Here is an 18606-nt window from a genome sequence, read left to right as displayed (position 1 = left end):
ATGCGCTGGGTCCTTACCGCAATCGCGGCATTCCTCGTCGCGGCCCCGACAGCCGCTCAGTCCCCGGCCTCGCGCTGGCCGGTGCAGGAAGCCAATTACGAAATCGCCAAGTTCCGTTTCCACGATGGCGCTACCCTCCCCAGCATCCGCATCCATTATCGCACGCTCGGCAAACCGCACCGCGGCGCCTCAGGCGTGATCGACAATGCCGTGATGATTCTCCACGGCACCGGCGGCACCGGCGCCCAATTCCTGCAGCCGCAATTCGCCGATCGGCTCTATGGCCCCGGCCAGCCGCTCGACATCACCCGTTACTGGATCATCCTGCCCGACAATCTCGGCCATGGCGGATCGTCCAAGCCGTCCGACGGCCTGCGCACGCGCTTCCCGGCCTATGACTATGATGACATGGTCGCGGCCCAGCACCGCCTGCTCACCGACGGGCTCGGCATCCGCCGCATGCGGCTGATCATGGGCACGTCGATGGGCTGCATGCACAGTTTCGTCTGGGGCGAGACCCACCCCGATTTCGCCCGCGCGCTGATGCCGCTCGCCTGCGAGCCGATCGAGATCGCCGGCCTCAACCGCATGTGGCGCCAACTGCTGATCGACGGGATCAAGGCCGACCCCGCCTGGGCCAATGGCGAGTACACGGCACAGCCGGCGCAAGGCCTGCGCACCGCGGCCAGCATGTTGTTCGTCGCCGGCTCGGCCCCGCTCTACCTGCAGCAGCAATTCCCGACGCGCGATGCCGCCGTTACCTATGTCCGCGAGCGTGCGGAACGCTCGATCGCCGGGCTCGACGCCAACGACCTGATCTATCAGGTCGACGCCTCGCGCAGCTACAATCCCTGGCCCCGGCTCGAAGCGATCACCGCGCCGATGATGTGGATCAACTCGGCCGACGACTTCATCAACCCGCGCGGCCTCGATGTTCCCGAACGTGCGCTCAAGCGGATGCCAGATGCGCGCTTCCGAATGATCCCCGAGACCGCCGAGACGCGCGGCCATGGCACGCACACTTGGGCGGTCTTCTGGGAACAGGACCTGCGCGACCTGCTGGCCCGCACAGAGAAGTAGACCGCGTCAGGCGACCGCCTGCGCCGCCTCCACGATCAGTCCGGCGACTTCCTTCGGGCGCGACGCCAGCGACGCATGACCCGCGTCCAGCGTGATGATGTTCCGCGGGCTCATCCGCGCCGACATCATCTCCTGGTTCTCCGGGTTGATCATCCGGTCCTCGGAGGAGATCTGGTACCAGCTCGGCTTGTGCTTCCACGCCGGGTCGCTGATCGGGTCGCCAAAGGTCGAGCCGAGCGGCGCCTTCTGCGTGATCGCCATCACCAGCGAATCCCCGGCATCCAGATCCTGGCAGAAGCTCTCGTGATACAGATCGCGCTTGATCCAAAGATAGCCGTCGCTGTCGGGCGCGATATTGGGGAACGCCGCTGGGGGAACCGCCTGAGAAATGCCACCCGGGCTTTCCCCCGCATCGGGCGCGAAGGCGGCGATATAGACCAGGCCCACGACATTGGGCGCATTGCCGGCCTCGGTGATCACCGCGCCGCCATAGGAATGGCCAACGAGCAGCACATTGCCGTCCTGCTGATCGATCATCTGACGCAATCGTCCAGCATCCTCGGCGAGCGAGGTCAACGGCATCTCCACCGCGTGGAGATCGGTATAGCCGCGCGCCCACAGCTCCGGGATCACCTTCGCCCAATGGGCGGCACCGCCCCAGAAGCCATGCACCAGAATGATTGCGGGATTCGCCACGTCAGCCTCCTCAAGAACCGGCCGCTTGTGCAGCCTGAAGGCCGTAACGTTTCCCCTCCGGTAACGATCCGACCGCCCGGCATTCGACCACAGAAGCTTGACGGTTTCGGGTCAGTCGCGCGTCACAGGGTCACCAGATCGTTGAGGTTGATGATGGGCAACAGGATCGCCAGCACCATCATCAGCACGATGCCGCCCATGAACAGCAGCACCATCGGCTCGACCAGCGCCACCATCGTGCTCGTCACCGCGTCCAGTTCGCGGTCCAGCTCATCCGCCGCGCGCGACAAGGCCGGCCCCAATTGCCCGCTCGCTTCGCCCGACGCGACGATCGCGGTCAGCATCAGCGGAAACACCCCCGCCTCGGTCATCGCCGCGCGCAGGCTGATGCCCTCGCGCACCCGCGCCGCGACGTGCAATGCACGCTCGCGGACCCAGCGATTCGGCGTCACCGCCGCCGCCGCGTGCAGTGCCTCGACCAGCGGCACCGCGCTCGACACCAGCGTGGCCAGACTCCCGGCGAAGCGCGCAGCATTATGCTGGCGGCTGAAGCGCCGGAACGGCCAGCGTTCGGTAAAGGCGCGATGGACCTTCAATCGGTTCACGGGGTTCGCGACCCAGCGACCATAGACGACGAAGCCGACCAACGCCGCAAGTAGGATGTACAGCCCCCAGGCCTGCAGGAATCCGGAAATCGCGATCAGCGTCCGTGTCAGCAGTGGCAGATCCGTCCCGCGCGAGACGAAGACCTTGACGATATCGGGGATGACATAGACCAGCAGCAGCACGATCACGCCCAGCGACACCGTCGCCAGCAGCCCGGGATAGAGCAGGGCCAGTTGCAGTTTCTGGCTGTTCGCCTGCCGGTTCTCCACGAAATGCGCGAGATGCTCCAGCACCTGAGTCAGCTTGCCCGAGGATTCTCCCGCCGCGACCGACGCGCGGTAGAATTCCGGAAAAGTCTTGGGATGCGTCGCCAAGGAATTGGCGAAACTGCGCCCATCCAGGATCGCCGCGCGCACCTCGAGCAGGATCGACGAAACCCGCTGCGCCTCGGACTGGCTCGCCGCCAGCCGCAACGCCTCCTCGACCGGGATGTCCGATCCCACCAGCGTCGCGATCTGCCGCGTCGCCGTTGCCAGCTCGCGCGCACTCATGCCCGAGCGGCCAAGCGCGGGCAGCTTGATGCTCCCGATCGACCGCCGCTCCGACGCCGCGTCCACCGCCAGCGGTAGCAGCCCCTGCTCGCGCAGCATTGCGCGCGCCGCGGCGGCGCTGGTCGCCTCGATCACACCCTTCTTCGATGCCCCGCTTTTTTCCGCGGCGGTATAGACGAAAGCAGCCATATCAGTAGGGCGCGCCCATCCGCGCCGTACCATAGGTGAACTTGATCAGGTAACTGACTGACGGCGGACCGCCCGCGACATCACGATAATCGGGAATGGCGAAGGACGCGCCCTCGCCGCCATGGCTATGGCCGAGCGTGGCGAAGAGTTCGGGATAGATCGCGGCTTCGATCGTGCGACCGTCGCACAACATCCACCCGGTCTGTTCCATATACGTCAACGTCGAAGACGCGCCGGCATAGGCCACCACGCTGCCGACCGGCGCCTGCCCCGACGTCATTGCAGATTGCATTGGTGGCCGCATGTTACGCCTCTTCCCTCACAACCCGCGCCACTTCCTCGACCGTCGTCACCCCGGCCTTCGCCTTGGCCACTCCATCGTCGAGCAGCGCCGGACTCGTCTTGCGCGCATGCGCCTCGATCTCCGCCTCGGATGCACCGTCATGGATCATCGCCTGGAAGCGTTCGTCCACGGGCACGACCTCGTACAGGCCGGCTCGCCCGCGATAGCCGTCACCATGGCACTCGTCGCAGCCGACCGCGCGCCATACCGGCTCGCCCGCCTTGAGCGTGCCACCGAGCAGCATCGCGTCGCCCTCGCTCGCGACATCCTCGCGGCGGCAGCTCGGGCACAGCCGCCGCACCAGCCGCTGCGCTGCAAGGCCCACCAGCATCGGCGCGAGCAGGTAGCGCTCGACCCCCATGTCGATCAGGCGCGTCACCGATCCCACCGCGCTATTGGTGTGCAATGTCGACAGCACGAAATGACCGGTCATCGCGGATCGCACCGCGACCTCGGCGGTCTCCTGGTCGCGGATTTCGCCCACCATGATCACGTCCGGATCCTGGCGAAGAATCGCGCGCAGCCCGCGGGCGAAGGTCATGCCGGTACGTGAATTGACCTGGGTCTGCCCAATTCCTGCAAGTTCATATTCGATGGGATCTTCGACCGTCATGATATTGCGTTTACGGTCATTCAGCCGCTGAAGCGCGGCATACAGGCTTGTCGTCTTGCCCGATCCGGTCGGCCCGGTGACCAGGAGCATGCCGTGGGGGCGTTCGAGTAGGCGAGTGAATACTTCTCGGTCGCGAGCGCTCATGCCGAGATGTTCGAGATCGAGCTTGAGCGAGCCTTTTTCGAGCAAACGCATCACCACGCGCTCGCCATGCTGGGTTGGAAGCGTCGAGACGCGCGCATCGACGTCATGCCCGCCAATGCGCAGCGTCACGCGGCCGTCCTGCGGCACGCGCTTCTCGGCGATGTCGAGCTTGGCCATCACCTTGATGCGGCTGACCAGCAGCGGCGCCAATTCGCGCCGCGGCTCGAGCTTGTCACGCAGCACGCCGTCGACGCGGAAGCGCACCACGACGCGCTTCTCCTGCGTCTCGACGTGCACGTCCGACGCGCCCTCCTTGACCGCTTCGAGCAACAGCGCGTTGATGAGGCGGATCACCGGCGAATCGTCACGCGTGTCGAGCAGATCGTCGACCGCCGCCGCGCTGTCGGCCAGCGCCGCGAGATCGATGCCCTCCAGGTCGAATTCCGCCGCCGCCCCCGCGCTGCCCGAATAGCTCGCCGCCAGCGCCTGATCGAACGCCGCATCCTCGACCGCCACGAAGCGCGCCTCGGGTGCGATCCGCTGAACTTCCAGCAGCGCGTCGAGCGCCGCGTCGGGCCGGTGCACACATTCGAGCCCGCCGGATCCCGCGCGCAACACCACGCCCGCGCGGCGCGCGTAGGCGTATGGCAGCGTCACGTCGGCGTTCATTGCGAAAACTCCACGCTCGCGCTCACCCGGCCCGCCGCGCTCCCCTTGCGCAATTCCACCTTGCGCGCGCGAAGCGGCGTCGTCCGCTCGACATTCGCGATCCAGCCAATCACCGCCTCATAGGGCGCGTCGGCAATTTGAGCGGTCAATCCGGCCCCGGCCGGTGCAATCGTCGCGACGATCCCCGCTTCGCTCGCGGCCGCCTGGGCCGCGTCGCCCGGAGCGCCTTCGCGCATCTGCGGTTTCGCGCCCCGCGGGGTCAGAACCCCCGCCGCGCGTACCCGAGCGGTCAGCGTCTCGTAGGTGCGAATGTCCGCCAACGCATCGGCCCGCGCCGCTTGCAGCGGCTGGACCACCAGAAAGACCAGCGCCACGACGCCAACGATCGCGCCCAGCGTCCCGACCAGCCAGCGCTCGCGGCTGCTCAGCCCCGCCCACCAACCGCCGGCCTTCGCACCCCATGCGTCCAGCGTCGGGCTGCGGGTGATCCGGATCCCGCTCATGCGCGCACCGTCAGGCGCACCGCGCCATCCTGCCCCGCCGCCACGTCGGCGGTCACGCCAGCCGCGCGCATCGCCGCGCGCACCCGGTCGGCCAGGCCTGGTTCGCCCGGCTCGATCTCCATCACCAATGAACTCCCTTCGAACCGCATCGACCGCGCGATCACCGCGCTCGACAGCGGCGCCAGCGCGTTGGACGCGCGTGTGACCAGCGGCACGAACTGGCTTCCCGCCGGTCCCGGTACGGGCAGCATATCGGCGACGCTGGCGCGCAGATCCTCACCCAGATTGGCGCCCGGCGCGGCCTGAGCCACCGCCGCGCGCGTATCGTCGGCACGACGCTCAGCGATCGCGCGCAACATCAGCGTGTCCGCTCCGGCAATCACGACATGCGCCGCGATCCCCGCCGCGGCGATCCAGCCGAGCCGCTTGAGCCAGCTGCTCCCGCCAGCACCACCCCGACGCGCATAGACGCCCTGTCGCAGATCGACCGCGGGCGTCGTCAACCGCTCCGCCAGTCCGCCGCCACCGGCCGGGCGCGGTTCCTGCAGCAATTCGCCGATCGGTACCGCACCGCAATTCCAGATGCGCGGCCGCCCCGCCGCTTCCCAGATCGGCCCGATCAGCGTGGAGGACGCCGCGAACCCGGTGCCATCCGCACCGCGCACAAGCACGCGGCCATCCGCCGCCTCGGCCGACCAGCCCGTTTCGGGCACCGGCAGCGCCAGCGCGTCCGGCACCAGTGCCGCGTGACCAAGCCCTTCGGTCTCCGCGATCTCGACCCAATCGCGCATCAGCGCATGGCGGACCACCGCGACAAGATAATGCTTGGGCGCAATCTCCTCGCCCAGCGCCAGATGCACCGATTCGATCGAATCGGCGATCCGATCCTCGATTGCGAAAGGCAGCGCCGCGAGCCGCTTGGCGTGACTGCCCAGCGGCAAATCGACACCCAACAACAGCACCGATTCGCTCGGCACCAGCACGGTTGCAGGACCATCCGGCTCGGCTATGATCGCCCGCCCGCCGGACAGCGCCCAAACGCCGCCGGTGCGGAAGTCCGCGACAGACACGGATTGACCGGTCATGAGTGCTCCGCCGGATACATTGGTTGTAACATTGCTTTCACGAGAAGGACGCATGGGGCCGCGATGCGCATAGTTTTGAAACAGTTCCATGACACCGTGGCAGTTGGCACCCGCAAGGGCAAGCGCCACACCGTTCCCAACTCCGAGGTTGGCCTGACCCTGCTCGAGATGATCGTGGTGCTCGTCATCATCGCGATCGTCGCGACTCTGGTCGGCATGAATGTGATGGGCCGCCCCGATCAGGCGCGCGTCACCACGACCAGGGCCAATTTGGCGACGCTCTCGACCGCGCTCAAAACCTACCGCCTCGACAACGGTCAATATCCGACCACCGAGCAGGGGTTGAAGGCGCTGGCGGAAAAGCCGGTTACCCCGCCCATCCCGACCGCCTGGCCGGACGGCGGCTATCTGTCCGAGAATCCGGTCGATGCCTGGGGCAATCCCTATGTCTATGCGACCGACGGCAACAATTTCTCGCTGAAATCGCTCGGCAAGGACGGCAAGCCCGGCGGCGAGGGCCTCGACGCCGATATTGATTCCAGGTCCAGGTAACTCCGATGCGGGGGACCAGCACTAGCATTGGTGAGCGCGGAATGACGCTGATCGAGATGCTGATCGTGCTCGTCATCATCGGTATCGCCGTGGGCGGCATCACGCTGGGCGTCGGCGCCGCCACCCGTGCACCCTCGGTCGAAACCGAGGCACGCCGGCTCGCATTGCGACTTCAGGCCGCAGCCGATGACGCGATGATCGGCGACCGCGTCATCGCCTTCACCGCCGAGCGTCACGGCTATGGCTTCGCGGCGATCGGCCGTGACGGAAAACTGGCGCCGCTTGGCGACGCGCTCGCCTTTCACTCCCTGCCCGGCGGCATTGTGGTGACGCTCGACGCCCGCCCGCCGGTCGTGCTGGGTGTCGACGGTGGCGGCAAGCCGTTGACCGCAACGATCGAGAATGGCGAGCAGAAATGGGTCGTCCGCTATGACGGCATGACCGCCGTCGCGACGAAGGTGGAAGCCGCGTCGTGAAGAACGAGCAGGGCTTTTCGCTGATCGAGGCGCTGGTCGCACTCGCGGTGTTGGCCATCGCCGCCGTTGGTCTTGTCCGCGCGACCGAAAGCCATATCGATTCGACCCGCGCGATGGAGCGCCGGGCCGCCGCCATGTGGGTGGCGGAGAATCGCCTTGCGGAAATCCAGATCGCCGACCCCGCCGCCAACGCCCCGCAAGCCGAGCTGCTAGGCCAGCAGTGGAAGGTCGAGACCGCCCGTACGCGCACTGAAGATACCGGAATCGACAAGGTCCGCATTCAGGTATTCGCGGCGGGCGAACGGTCTCCGCTTGCATCGCTCGACGGGTTCGTTGAGGGCGGACGGACATGATCCGCTTGCCCGATCTCTCGCCACGCCAGGCCCGCACCGCGCTCGACATCGTCACCGCGGCGGTGGTCGTGTCGGTCGCCATCGCGCTCGCGGGCCTGACCTGGCGGATCGCGGGCCATGCCAGCACCGGCGCGGTCACCGTCCCATCGGGCGCCCGTTCCGTAGCCGCGCCCGCCGACATCACCGCGGCGCTCGCCTTCGCCCCGTTCGGCAAGGGCGCGATCAGCGACGCATCGCAGGCAACCGCACTCCCGCTCAAGCTGCGCGGCGTCTTCGCCGCATCGCCCGCCGACCTTTCGGTCGCCTATATCGAAGTCGGGGGCGAGCCCGCCAAGGCGTTCCGCGTCGGCGAAGCGCCCGGCGGTGGCACGATCGAGGGAATTTTGCGCGATCGCGTTCTGCTGCGCGTCAACGGCCGCATCGAATATCTCGCCTTTCCCGATCCGACCCTGACCGCAGATCAACAGGCCGATGCCGCGGCCAAGCCCGCCGCCCCGCAACCCGCAGGCGCACAGACCATTGCCGCCGCGCCGCCATCCGCCGCGTCGGCCGCGCTCGCGGGCCTCTCGCCCGCCCCAGGCGGTGGGCTTCAGGTCGGTGCCAGCGCGCCGCCGGGCCTGCAATCGGGCGACGTCATCACATCGATCAACGGTACCGCCATCTCCAGCCAGGCCAGTGCCGCTTCCGCCCTTGCCGCCGCGCAGCAGCGCGGCTCCGCCCAGATTCAGATCACCCGCGACGGAAAGCCTGTGACGCTGACCGTCCCGACCCGCTAGGTATTTCACCCGTGCCGATCCGCAATATCGCCCTCACCATCGCACTTGCTTCCATGGTCGCGCAGCCCGTGCTCGCCCAGCAGAGCGACGCAGCCGACATCGTCGTCAACATGCGCGGGGTCGAGATCGCCGATGTCGCCGATCAGATTTCGCGCCTCACCGGTCGCACGCTGATCCTCGACCCGGCGGTCAAGGGTTCGGTCACCGTCACCTCGGCCCAGCCGCTTTCGCCCAGCGGGGTGTGGGAGTTGTTCCAGTCGGTGCTGCGCGCCAACGGCTTCGCGGCGGTCCGATCGGGCCGGGCGTGGCGGATCGTGCCGCAGGGCAACGCCGTGCGCGACGGCGGCGTGCCCACGCGCGGCGCATCCGGCCAGGAGTTGGTCACGCGCATGATCCGCCTGTCGAACGTGCCCTCGGCCGAGGCGGCCCGCGTCGCGCGGCCGCTGGTCGCGAGCTTCGGCAGCGTCGAACCGCTTGCCCAGCCCAACGCCGTGGTCGTCACCGACTATGCCGACAATGTCCGCCGGATCGAGGCGATCCTGCGTTCGCTCGACGGCAATGGGTCGGGCCTTACCTTCGCCACCATTGCGCTGCGCAACGGCAGCGCGCCCGATGTCGCCCAGGCGCTGCAGGCGGTGCTGGGCGACCCCGCCTCGGGCGGCGCGCGCGTCGCCGCCGATGCGCGCAGCAACACCATCATCGTTCGCGGCACTCCCACCGCCGTCGCCGATGCGCGCCGGATGTTGGCCTCGCTCGATACGCCCGGCGGTGCCACCCCGATCACCCGCGTCTTCCGCCTGAGCTATGCCGATGCCGAATCGGTAACCGAGGTCCTGCGCGGCGTGCTGGGTCAGGAGGCAACGACCAACAACGCCGTCGCCCGCAGCCTTTCGGACAAGCGCGGCGGCAACTACCGCAGTCCCACCAGTGTTCTGGGCGGCATGGTCCAGTCGGGCGGCAGCAACCCCACGGACACCGCCACCGCCGCGGCAACCGCGGCGTTGCGGGCACAGCAATCCCAGCTCGGCCAGCAGAAGAGCGAGACGCCACAGGGCTTCTCCACCCCCGACATCACCGTCCAGCCCTCGCCCGACATCAACGCCGTGGTGGTGCGCGGGACGCCCACCGCCATCGCGGCGATCGAGCAACTGATCACCGATCTCGACGTTCGCCGTCCGCAGGTGTTGATCGAAGCCGCGATCGCCGAGATCAGCGGTGAGGAAGCCGAGGCTCTCGCGGTGCAGCTCGGCACCGGCGGTGCCGCGCTCAAGCAGATCGAAGGCGCGGCGACATCGTTCAACAGCCCGGGGCAGCTCTCGCTCGGCACGATCCTGGGCGCGCTCGGCGTACCGATGGCCAAGGCGCTCGGTCCGGGCCTCACCGCCAATATCGGAATCGGCAACGACTTCTCGATCCTGGTTCAGGCGCTCGGCACCTCGACCAAGTCGAACCTGCTCTCGACGCCGCAGATCACCACGCTCGACAACAAGATCGGCGAATTCGTCGTCGCTCAGGAGGTGCCGTTCGTCACCGGCTCGATCCTCCCGGGCAATGGCGGCAACGTGAACCCCTACACCTCGATCGAGCGCAAGGATGTCGGCATCACGCTCAAGGTACTGCCGCGCATCAATGCGGGCGACACGATCCGGCTCGAGGTCGCGCAAGAGGCCTCGACGATCGCCGCAACGCAGCTCAGCCAGGCGAGCGATCTCATCACCAATCGCCGCGCGATCAACACCACCGTGCTCGCCGACAATGGTCAGACGATCGTGCTCGGCGGACTCACCTCCGACGACTATGGCCAGATCAAGAGCCAGGTGCCGATCCTGGGCGACATTCCGATCCTGGGCGAGCTGTTCAAGAGTCGCCGCGAAAGCCGCAACAAGCGGACTTTGTTCATCTTCCTCAAGCCCACCATCCTGCGCAATGGCGAGGATGCGGCGGCGATGGCCAAGGCCAAATATGCCCGGCTGCGCAGCGAGGAACTGGACCTCAACGCGCCGAGCAACCTGCTGCTCAAGCCGCTCCGCCCGCGCCTGACGCTGGAGATCGACGGGATCTACTGAGCTGCGGTTGCGTCCGGGACCGGGTCGGTTTCGGGCGTTTCCATCGCCACCCGTACCCGCTCGCGCCCACGGGTGAAGAAAGCCGCGTCGATCGCCAGGCTCTCCAGCCGCCAGCCGTCGACGCTCTCACCGACCCCCAGGCTGCGCGCGCTGCCGTCGGCCAGACGCACCATCGCCACCGCATCCTTGTTGAGCCGCCCGGCAATACCGACCAAAGCGGGCGCGTCGGTGGGCAGCGCCTCACCGCCCTCCGCCACCGCGAACAGCGGCCGCTCATAGACTGCCGCGATCTCCGGCGTCGGCGGCGGGATCACGGCTCGTTCCGCCGCGGGCCCGGAAGAAGCGGGCCGCCCACCCCCCGGCCATAGCAGCGCCGCCGGCATCGCCAGTGCGAACCCGGCCGCCGCGCCCAGCGCGATCCAGTCCCGCCGTGTCAGCGCCATGCCGCCACCGCCTCGCCCTCGATCCGCAGCCCGCCGCCCGGCAACGCCGTCGCGCGCCAAGCGGCCAGACGCAGCAACGGCGCCTCGCGCTCAATCCGGTCGGTCAAGGCGAGCACGGCCTTGTCCGGCCCCGACAATCTCAATTGCAGCTTCACCAGCCCCTCGCCGGCCGAGACGCGCGCCGCCTGCTCCACGAGCACGCCTCCCTCCGCTGCCAGCTTCCGCACGCGTGCCGCCAGCACGGCCGCCGCCGCCGTGTCGTTCCCTCCCGGCGCGCGCAGTCCCGCTGCCGTCAGCGGCACCGGCGCGCGTGCGGGCGCACTTGCCATCGCACGCGCCTCCGCCACGGCATCGCGAGCGCGTTCCAACTTGCCCAGCGCGGTCCCGGTTGCGGGCGCCAACAGCGCGACCACCGCCAGCCCGCTCCCGATCCCGGCGATCAACGTTGCCCGGTTCATGCCGCACGCCTCAAGGTGACCGCGATCATCGCACCCGCGCGCCGCTGCCCGGTCTCGCGAAACCCCGCCAGCGCAGGATCGCGCCTTAGCGCAGCGCGCAGCAGGTCCGGGTCCGGCGCGGTAATCTCGATCTCGATTGCCCCGTCCGCGGCCTTGGCCATCCGTACGACCCGGGCGTCCGCCGGGATCGCCACTGCCAGCCGATCCATCCACACCGCAACCCCGGCATCGCGCACCGCGCCACGCAGCGCCGCCCGCGCCTCGCGCTCGTGCGTCTCCGCCTTCACCCGAGGCGCCGCCTGCACGGTCAGCCGCGTCGCTTCGGTCCGCGCGGTCCGTTCGAGCAATCCCGCACCGACGATCGTCAGCAACGGCCCCAGCGCGATCAGCGCGGCGAGCGCTCCCGCGCGCCGCCAATCCACCGGCGCAGCCCCAGGACGCGGCGCACGCGGTTCGCCCACGGCGAACCGCCGCGCCATCCGCTCGGCAAGGCTGTGCCCGATATCCCTGTCCGGCGTTTCCATCGCCGCCCCCTAACGCCCCCATGCCGCGCCGAACAGTCTGTCATGGAAGAGTCGTCAAACCGACACAGCTTCGTCAACGCTTGTCCATCACACCGTAAAGCGGCCCCGTCACAGCCCCCGGCAACCGCATCCCTTCCGGATTCGGATCATAAAGGGGGTCCCAGAACATGACCGAGAGCACCGATCTGGCCTTTGGCTATAGCGACGGCGACGTCGATACCAACGCCAGCACCACGCCCACCCTCAATGCACTGATCGACCAGCGCTATTCGCGCCGCCAGGCGCTGCGCTCGGGCGCTTCAGCCGCCGCCGTCGCGGTGTTCGGCGGTGGCGTGCTTGCCGCATGCGACAGCGCCAACGCCAATGCCGATCCCTATCCCCGACTCGCGTCAGTCGGCTCGTCCGGTTCCGCCAATTCGGGTCAGGTCGTCACGCTCACGTCCAGCGCGACCGACAACGGGCCGTTCAACTCGGCATGGGTCCAGACCGGCGGCCCGGCGGTCACGCTGCTCGGTGCGAGCACGCCGAATGCCAGCTTCATCGCGCCCAGCGTCGCGTCGGCCACCACGCTGACCTTCCAGTACACCGCCACCGACAGCGCAAGCCAGGCGGCTCAGGGCACGACCACGGTCAGCGTGCTGCCCGCCACGCTCGGCTTCGCCGCGGTCGCGAAGAACAAGAACGACGTCGTCACCGTTCCCGCCGGCTACACCGTGTCGGTGCTCTACCGGAAGGGCGATCCGCTCGCTTCGGGCGTGGCCGCCTACAAGAATGACGGCACCGACGCCGGCTATTCGCAACGCGGCGGCGACCATCATGACGCGCTCCAATGGTTCGGCCTCAGCGCCGCCGGCGCACGCAGCGACGCCAGCAGCACCCGTGGCGTGCTGGTGATGAACCACGAGAATATCGATCCTCAGTATCTGCACCCCAATGGTTCGACCACGGTCGGCGGCGCTCGGCCCGAGGGCGAAGCGCTGATCGAGATCGAGTCGCACGGCGTGGCCGTGGTCGAGGTGGTCGAAGGCGCCAACCGCGCCTGGACCTATGTCCAGAACAGCAGCTTCAACCGCCGCGTCACCCCCAACACGCCGACCCAGATCAACGGCCCGGTTCGCGGCAGCGATCTGGTCAAGACCGCCTTCTCGAACGACGGCACGCAGGGTCGCGGCACGATCAATAACTGCGCCAATGGCGTGACCCCCTGGGCAACCAACCTCACCTGCGAAGAAAACTGGGCGGGCTATTTCCGCCGCAGCGGCGACAATGCGTTGCGCACCGCCAAGGAACTGACCGCGCTCAACCGCTATGGCGTCACCAGCAGCAGCGGCAACTATGGCTGGTCGACGGTGGTTCCGGCCGACGCCTCCAACACGCTGTTCCGCAAATGGGACGCCCGCGCCACCGCCTCGAGCGCGCTCGGCGACTATCGCAACGAGCCGAACCAATATGGCTGGGTGGTCGAAATCGACCCCTATGACCGCACCAAGACGCCGCGCAAGCGCACCGCGCTCGGCCGCCTCGGCCATGAAGGCGCATGGCCCGGCAAGTTCACCGCCGGCCGCAAGCCCGCTTGGTATATGGGCGACGATTCGCGTGGCGAGTATATGTACAAGTTCGTGTCGGCGACCGCCTGGAACGCCGCCGATGGCGCTGAGAGCGTGGCGGACCGGCTCGCGATCGGCGACAAATATCTAGACGCCGGCACGCTCTACGTCGCGCGCTTCGATGCCAATGGCAGCGGCGTGTGGCTGCCGTTGGTGTTCGGCACCGGCCCTCTGACCGCGTCGAACCCGACCTATCCGTTCGCGGATCAGGCGGACGTGCTGGTCAACGCCCGTCTCGCCGCCGATGCGGTCGGCGCGACGCCGATGGATCGCCCCGAATGGACCGCGGCCAACCCGGTCACCGGTGAAATCTATCTGACGCTGACCAACAACAGCGCGGCGCTGCGTCCGCTCAATGGCACCAACGCCGCTAACCCGCGCCACTATAACGACCCCAAGGGCTCGACGAACCAGTATGGCAACCCGAACGGCCACATCATCCGCATCCGTGAGGCGGGCGACAACACCGAATCGCTGACCTTCACCTGGGACATCTGGCTGTTCGGCGCGGGTTCGGACCTCAACGCCGCCAACATCAACCTGTCGGGTCTCGATGCCACCAACGACTTCTCCAGCCCGGATGGTCTTTGGTTCGCTCGCTCGTCCAACCCGTCGGGTCTGGTGACGCCGATCGCGTGGCTGCAGACCGACGACGGTGCCTATACCGACGTGACCAACAACCAGATGCTGGCGGCGATGCCGGGAACCGTCGGCGACGGCGGCGCACGCACGATCACCAACACCGGCACGGGCGGCGCCACCGCGACCCAGGCAACGTTCGTCGGCAAGGCGCCCGCAACCACGCTCCGTCGCTTCCTGGTCGGACCCGTCGAGTGCGAGATCACCGGTGTGGACTCGACGCCCGACGGCCGCGCGCTGTTCGTCAATATCCAGCATCCGGGCGAAGGCGGCACGTCCGCAGCGCCCAGCAGCCATTGGCCGGACAGCCAGGCCACCGGCACCGCCGGCGCCACCGTCCGTCCGCGCTCGGCCACCATCGTCATCACCAAGAATGACGGCGGCGTGGTCGGCCTCTAAGCCTTGCCCCCGACCTCAAGGGGAGGCTGGGTTCGCCCAGCCTCCCCTTTCTTTTTTTGGGGTTACTTCGCGTCGGTCCGGCTGGTGATGTTGGCGGTGCCGTCGCGGGTCAGCGTGATGAGGTGCGGCGTCTTGCCGCAATAGATGCGCCAGGTCGGATCACCCTTCACCGGGTCCAGACGCTCGGTCTGCGTCACTTCCTGACAGTTCATCCCCGCGTCGCGCACCGCGCGCAGGAACACACCGTCCCGCGCTGCGGGCGGCAGCGCGATCACTTCGGCCTGGTAGTTCGTCGCCTCCGCCGAATTGGTGGCCACCACATTAGCCACCGCCTCGTTGGCAGCTTTCTCGCCGCCGCCGCATGCGCTCAGCAACAGCGCCGCGGTGATCGCCACACCTATGTTCCGCATTTCTCGCATCTCCTTCACAGCGACAACGCCGATCGTCACGGCTTCGATCCGACCATCTTCAGAAACAGCCGCGTCGCACGCTCCACGCGCGCGCGGATCGCCTCGGGGGCGGGCGCGGGCTCCAGGCCCAGCTTGATACCCATGTCCGAAATTCCCTGCCACAATCCGCACAGATCTTCCGCGGCGAGCCAGGGATCGTCGATTTCGATCTCCCCACTCTCCGCCGCATCGCCCAGCGCCGTGGCCAACCGGCCCAGGCACAATGCGGGGCCAGCCTGATAGAAGCGCTCGGCTAGCCGGCGCGACTGTGCGATCTCGTTCATCAGCACGCGGTCGACCGCGATATGCTCCTCGCTGTAGATGAACTCCATCAGCACGGTGCCATAGGCGTTGAGCCGCTCCTCCAGGCACCGGCCCGCGGCGACGCCATCATCGAACACTGCTGCCATCCGCCCGCTCTCGCTGCGGATCACCTCCTCGAACAGCGTCTCCTTGTCGCCGAAGCGGCTATAGACGGTGACCTTGGATACGCCGGCCGTCTGCGCGATGTCTTCGATCGTGGCGGCGTGGAAGCCGCGCGCGAAGAAAGCTGCGCGCGCGGCTTCGATGATCGCCCCATATTTCGCGGGATCGCGCGGGCGGCCGGCGCGCCGCGGTTCCACCGCGAAGCTGCCGGCTTCCTTTGCCATGCTCAGCGCTCGTACGCCTTGGGCAAGGCGCCTTCCTTGGGGTCGAAATAACGTTCCTTGAGTTTGTCCTGACGCGTCTTCAGGGGCTGCTCCACCCCGTCGATCCACACGCGCGTTGCCGCCGTGCCGATCTCCAGCGGATCGCCATCCCATACCACCACGTCACCGCGGCGTCCGGCACGCAGCGATCCGAACTCGCCGCCCATGCCCATCGCCTCGGCCGGCTTGGAGCTGATCGACGCGAACGCCTGCCCCCAGTCCAGTCCCGCCGCGCCCGGGATCTTGCCCAGCGCCACCAGATTGCCGGCATATTGCTTCACCAGCCGCGCCTGCCGCGTCTCGTCGTCATTGATCATGCCGATGCCGACGGTCACGCCCGCCGCCTGCAGTCGCCCGATGTTCGACTGGGTGGCCGCAAGCTGCTCGAACGAAGCCGGCAGGTCCGCCAGCGCCGACGCCAGCACCGGTACCTTCGCCGCCGCGATCTGCCGCGCCACGGTCCAACCCTCGGTCGCGCCGACCAGCACCAGCTTCAGCCCCGGCACCTCGCGCTTGAGGTCGAGGATGACGAGGATGTCCGACGCCCGCTCGACATGAACCAGCAGCGGCACGACGCCGTTGACCACCGGCACCAGCGCCTGCGCATCGGCCCGGGTCAGCAGCGCGTCCTTGCCGCGATCGGCGAAGCTGCCCGGCGCACGGGCATAGTCGCGCACCTCGAACAGGATGTTCTTGAGCATCGCATAGGCCGCCGGACGGCTGCCGCCGGCACGCGCGGCACCGGTCTCGCCATATTCCATGAACTGGAAGGCACGGGCCTTGGTCACCGCATCCAGGTCGGCGCCCAGATCGATGATCGCGCCCTGCCCGCCGAAGATCGATCCGCGTGCCTGCGGGGCGACCACGGCGCGGGTGATCCCTTCCGCGCGGTTGAGCGTGATCGCGCTCGTCTTCGGGTTCACCGCGGGCACCACGTCGATCGCGGCGTTGAAGGGCGAGCTGCCCGCCCCCGCGTCGTTGGTCTCGCTCACCCCGTCGACCTCGACGATGCCCATCCGCGTGAAGCCGGCGAAGATGCCGGGCGTCACCCAGCGACCGCCCGCGTCCACCACCGGCACGCCCGCCGGCACCGCGACGCCACGCCCGGCCGCGACCACGCGTCCGTCACGCACCACCACCGTGCCGCCCTCGACCGGCGCCGAGCCGTCGCCGATGACGAGCTTGGCATTGGTCACCGCCACGGTCTGCGCCGTCGCCGGAACCGCGACGCCCAGCGCCGCTGCTGCCGTCAGAAGGAGCGCCTTCATTTCACGTCTCCTTCACCCGGCTGGCCCAGTTCGAAGTCCGATACCGGCCTGCGTTTGGGATCAAGCGCATCGTAGAGCAACGCCCCGTCGATCCACACCTTTTCCGGCCGCGTGTAGACGCTGAACGGATTGCCGTTCCACAGCACCACGTCCGCCATCTTGCCCGCCTTCAGGCTGCCGGTGACCTTGTCGATCCCCAGCGCCTTGGCCGGCGTGATCGCCGCCCATTTCCAAGCGACGGCCTCCGAAACCTCGAAACCCGCACGCTTGGCCGACGCGCGCACCTTGGCGATCTCCTGATTGAGCCGCTGGATGCCGTTGGCATCGTCCGAATGGATCATCCCGCACGCGCCCTCGCGCTCGAGAATCGCGAGATTCTCGCCGATCGCGTCATAGGATTCCATCTTGAAGCCCCACCAGTCCGCCCACACCGCGGCGCAGGTGCCGCTGGTCTTGAGCAGATCGGCGATCTTGTAGGCTTCCACCGCGTGGTGGAACGTCCCCACCTTGTACCCGAACTCCTTGGCCATATCGAGGACGATGGCCATCTCGTCGGCGCGATAGCAGTGGTTGTGGATGATGATCTCGCCGTCGAGCACGCCGCGCAGCGTGTCCATCGCCAGATCGCGGGTCGGCGCCTCGCCGCCCTTCTCCTCATATTTGTCCCAGCGCTTCTTGTATTCCTGCGCCTTGGCCCAGGTCGCGCGGTCGACCGCGATATTGCCCATCCGGGTGGACGGCATCCGGCCCTTGCCGCCATAGACGCGCTTCGGGTTCTCGCCGCACGCCATCTTCAGGCCATAGGGGGCGCCGGGGAACTTCATCCCCTGCATGGTGCGCGCATAGACGTTCTTGAGCGTCACGCTGCGTCCGCCGAACAGGTTCGCCGAGCCGGGCAGGATCTGCAGCGTGGTGACGCCGCCATTGGTCAGCGCGCGGCTGAAGCCGGGGTCCTGCGGCCACACGCTATGCTCGGCCCACACCTCGGCGGTCACCGGTCCGGTCATCTCATTGCCGTCCGAATGCGCCTGTACGCCGGGGCTGGGATAATCGCCGAGATGGCTGTGCACGTCGATCACGCCGGGGGTCACATATTTGCCGCGCCCGTCGATCACCGTGGCGCCTTCCGGCGCCGCTATAGCCTGACCGACCTCGACGATCTTGCCGTCGCGGAACAGCACCGCGCCATTGTCGATCCGCCCGCCTTCACCGTCCAGGATGGTGACGTTGGTCAGCAGCGTCGGCACGCCCGGATACACCTTGTAGGTCGAAGGATAGGGATTGTGATCGAATCCCTTGCCCTTGCCCGGTCCCTTGGGTGCCGGCGCGTCCGATGCGGCGCTCTTGGGCTTGTCCTCCGCGCTGGCCGCACAGGCGGCCAGGCTCGCGGCGGCGGTGATGCCGATGATGGTGCGGATCAACTCGTAC

General features: G+C 67.9%; 20 protein-coding genes. 7 read left to right on the top strand and 13 right to left on the bottom strand.

All coding sequences use genetic code 11. The features are described 5' to 3' along the window. On the top strand, nucleotides 1–1080 hold the full coding sequence (locus AC07M1_RS08680; protein ID WP_495162147.1) for an alpha/beta fold hydrolase: 1080 nt from the start codon (nucleotides 1–3) through the stop codon (nucleotides 1078–1080). 6 nt (nucleotides 1081–1086) lie between these two features. On the opposite strand, the gene AC07M1_RS08675 is transcribed toward AC07M1_RS08680, so the two are convergent. The 6 genes from AC07M1_RS08675 to gspL all read right to left on the bottom strand — a co-directional run bounded on the left by AC07M1_RS08675 (nucleotide 1087) and on the right by gspL (nucleotide 6479). After that, nucleotides 1087–1776 (bottom strand): alpha/beta hydrolase, encoded by a 690-nt coding sequence (locus tag AC07M1_RS08675; protein ID WP_495162146.1) that lies wholly within the window; start codon nucleotides 1774–1776, stop codon nucleotides 1087–1089. A gap of 122 nt (nucleotides 1777–1898) precedes the next feature. Beyond that, nucleotides 1899–3122 carry a type II secretion system F family protein gene (locus AC07M1_RS08670; RefSeq protein WP_495162145.1) on the bottom strand — a complete coding sequence of 408 codons (1224 nt, stop codon included), beginning with the start codon at nucleotides 3120–3122 and terminating at the stop codon, nucleotides 1899–1901. A 1-nt stretch (nucleotide 3123) separates the two neighbouring features. Continuing rightward, nucleotides 3124–3402 carry a phage tail protein gene (locus AC07M1_RS08665; protein ID WP_495162144.1) on the bottom strand — a complete coding sequence of 93 codons (279 nt, stop codon included), beginning with the start codon at nucleotides 3400–3402 and terminating at the stop codon, nucleotides 3124–3126. A gap of 25 nt (nucleotides 3403–3427) precedes the next feature. Continuing rightward, nucleotides 3428–4891, bottom strand: coding sequence for a type II secretion system ATPase GspE (gene gspE / locus AC07M1_RS08660; RefSeq protein WP_495162143.1), 1464 nt, complete (start codon nucleotides 4889–4891; stop codon nucleotides 3428–3430). Continuing rightward, nucleotides 4888–5394, bottom strand: a complete 507-nt coding sequence (locus AC07M1_RS08655) for a type II secretion system protein M (protein WP_495162142.1) — start codon at nucleotides 5392–5394, stop codon at nucleotides 4888–4890. The genes gspE and AC07M1_RS08655 overlap by 4 nt, the downstream gene beginning before the upstream one ends. Beyond that, nucleotides 5391–6479, bottom strand: coding sequence for a type II secretion system protein GspL (gene gspL, locus AC07M1_RS08650; protein ID WP_495162141.1), 1089 nt, complete (start codon nucleotides 6477–6479; stop codon nucleotides 5391–5393). The genes AC07M1_RS08655 and gspL overlap by 4 nt, the downstream gene beginning before the upstream one ends. A gap of 96 nt (nucleotides 6480–6575) precedes the next feature. On the opposite strand from gspL, the gene gspG reads away from it, so the two are divergent. The 5 genes from gspG to gspD are packed head-to-tail and all read left to right on the top strand — an operon-like array spanning nucleotide 6576 to nucleotide 10702. Then, nucleotides 6576–7031: a type II secretion system major pseudopilin GspG gene (gene gspG / locus AC07M1_RS08645; protein ID WP_495162140.1), complete on the top strand. Its 456-nt coding sequence runs from the start codon at nucleotides 6576–6578 to the stop codon at nucleotides 7029–7031. A gap of 5 nt (nucleotides 7032–7036) precedes the next feature. Then, nucleotides 7037–7507 (top strand): prepilin-type N-terminal cleavage/methylation domain-containing protein, encoded by a 471-nt coding sequence (locus tag AC07M1_RS08640; protein ID WP_495162139.1) that lies wholly within the window; start codon nucleotides 7037–7039, stop codon nucleotides 7505–7507. Beyond that, nucleotides 7504–7860, top strand: a complete 357-nt coding sequence (gene gspI / locus AC07M1_RS08635) for a type II secretion system minor pseudopilin GspI (protein WP_495162138.1) — start codon at nucleotides 7504–7506, stop codon at nucleotides 7858–7860. Before AC07M1_RS08640 ends, gspI begins: the two co-directional genes overlap by 4 nt. Then, nucleotides 7857–8636 carry a type II secretion system protein N gene (locus tag AC07M1_RS08630; RefSeq protein WP_495162137.1) on the top strand — a complete coding sequence of 260 codons (780 nt, stop codon included), beginning with the start codon at nucleotides 7857–7859 and terminating at the stop codon, nucleotides 8634–8636. Before gspI ends, AC07M1_RS08630 begins: the two co-directional genes overlap by 4 nt. Before the next feature lie 11 nt (nucleotides 8637–8647). Further along, a complete protein-coding gene (gene gspD / locus AC07M1_RS08625; RefSeq protein WP_495162136.1) occupies nucleotides 8648–10702 on the top strand; it encodes a type II secretion system secretin GspD in 2055 nt (684 codons plus the stop codon). Here the strand turns inward: gspD and AC07M1_RS08620 are convergent. From AC07M1_RS08620 to AC07M1_RS08610, 3 genes are read right to left on the bottom strand one after another with little or no spacing between them, the layout of a single operon-like run. Next, nucleotides 10696–11145 (bottom strand): hypothetical protein, encoded by a 450-nt coding sequence (locus tag AC07M1_RS08620; protein WP_495162135.1) that lies wholly within the window; start codon nucleotides 11143–11145, stop codon nucleotides 10696–10698. The two genes, gspD and AC07M1_RS08620, sit on opposite strands and share 7 nt — an antisense overlap. Further along, on the bottom strand, nucleotides 11136–11603 hold the full coding sequence (locus AC07M1_RS08615) for a hypothetical protein (RefSeq protein ID WP_495162134.1): 468 nt from the start codon (nucleotides 11601–11603) through the stop codon (nucleotides 11136–11138). The genes AC07M1_RS08620 and AC07M1_RS08615 overlap by 10 nt, the downstream gene beginning before the upstream one ends. Continuing rightward, nucleotides 11600–12127, bottom strand: coding sequence for a hypothetical protein (locus AC07M1_RS08610; RefSeq protein ID WP_495162133.1), 528 nt, complete (start codon nucleotides 12125–12127; stop codon nucleotides 11600–11602). The genes AC07M1_RS08615 and AC07M1_RS08610 overlap by 4 nt, the downstream gene beginning before the upstream one ends. 167 nt (nucleotides 12128–12294) lie before the next feature. On the opposite strand from AC07M1_RS08610, the gene AC07M1_RS08605 reads away from it, so the two are divergent. Then, on the top strand, nucleotides 12295–14772 hold the full coding sequence (locus AC07M1_RS08605) for a PhoX family protein (RefSeq protein WP_495162132.1): 2478 nt from the start codon (nucleotides 12295–12297) through the stop codon (nucleotides 14770–14772). A gap of 62 nt (nucleotides 14773–14834) precedes the next feature. Here the strand turns inward: AC07M1_RS08605 and AC07M1_RS08600 are convergent, their stop codons facing one another. From AC07M1_RS08600 to AC07M1_RS08585, 4 genes are read right to left on the bottom strand one after another with little or no spacing between them, the layout of a single operon-like run. Beyond that, nucleotides 14835–15167: a hypothetical protein gene (locus AC07M1_RS08600; RefSeq protein ID WP_495162131.1), complete on the bottom strand. Its 333-nt coding sequence runs from the start codon at nucleotides 15165–15167 to the stop codon at nucleotides 14835–14837. 50 nt (nucleotides 15168–15217) lie between these two features. Next, a complete protein-coding gene (locus tag AC07M1_RS08595) occupies nucleotides 15218–15871 on the bottom strand; it encodes a TetR/AcrR family transcriptional regulator (protein WP_495162130.1) in 654 nt (217 codons plus the stop codon). Between the two features lie 2 nt (nucleotides 15872–15873). Beyond that, nucleotides 15874–17178, bottom strand: a complete 1305-nt coding sequence (locus tag AC07M1_RS08590) for an amidohydrolase family protein (RefSeq protein ID WP_495162129.1) — start codon at nucleotides 17176–17178, stop codon at nucleotides 15874–15876. After that, complete coding sequence (locus AC07M1_RS08585; protein ID WP_495162128.1) at nucleotides 17175–18599, bottom strand: amidohydrolase; 1425 nt, start codon at nucleotides 18597–18599, stop codon at nucleotides 17175–17177. Before AC07M1_RS08585 ends, AC07M1_RS08590 begins: the two co-directional genes overlap by 4 nt. Between the last annotated feature and the right edge of the window lie 7 nt (nucleotides 18600–18606).

Source organism: Sphingomonas sp. GW821-FHT10C01 (genome assembly GCF_059415525.1).
Note: the sequence above shows the minus strand (reverse complement) of the source record. Positions and strands in the feature narration are given on the sequence as shown.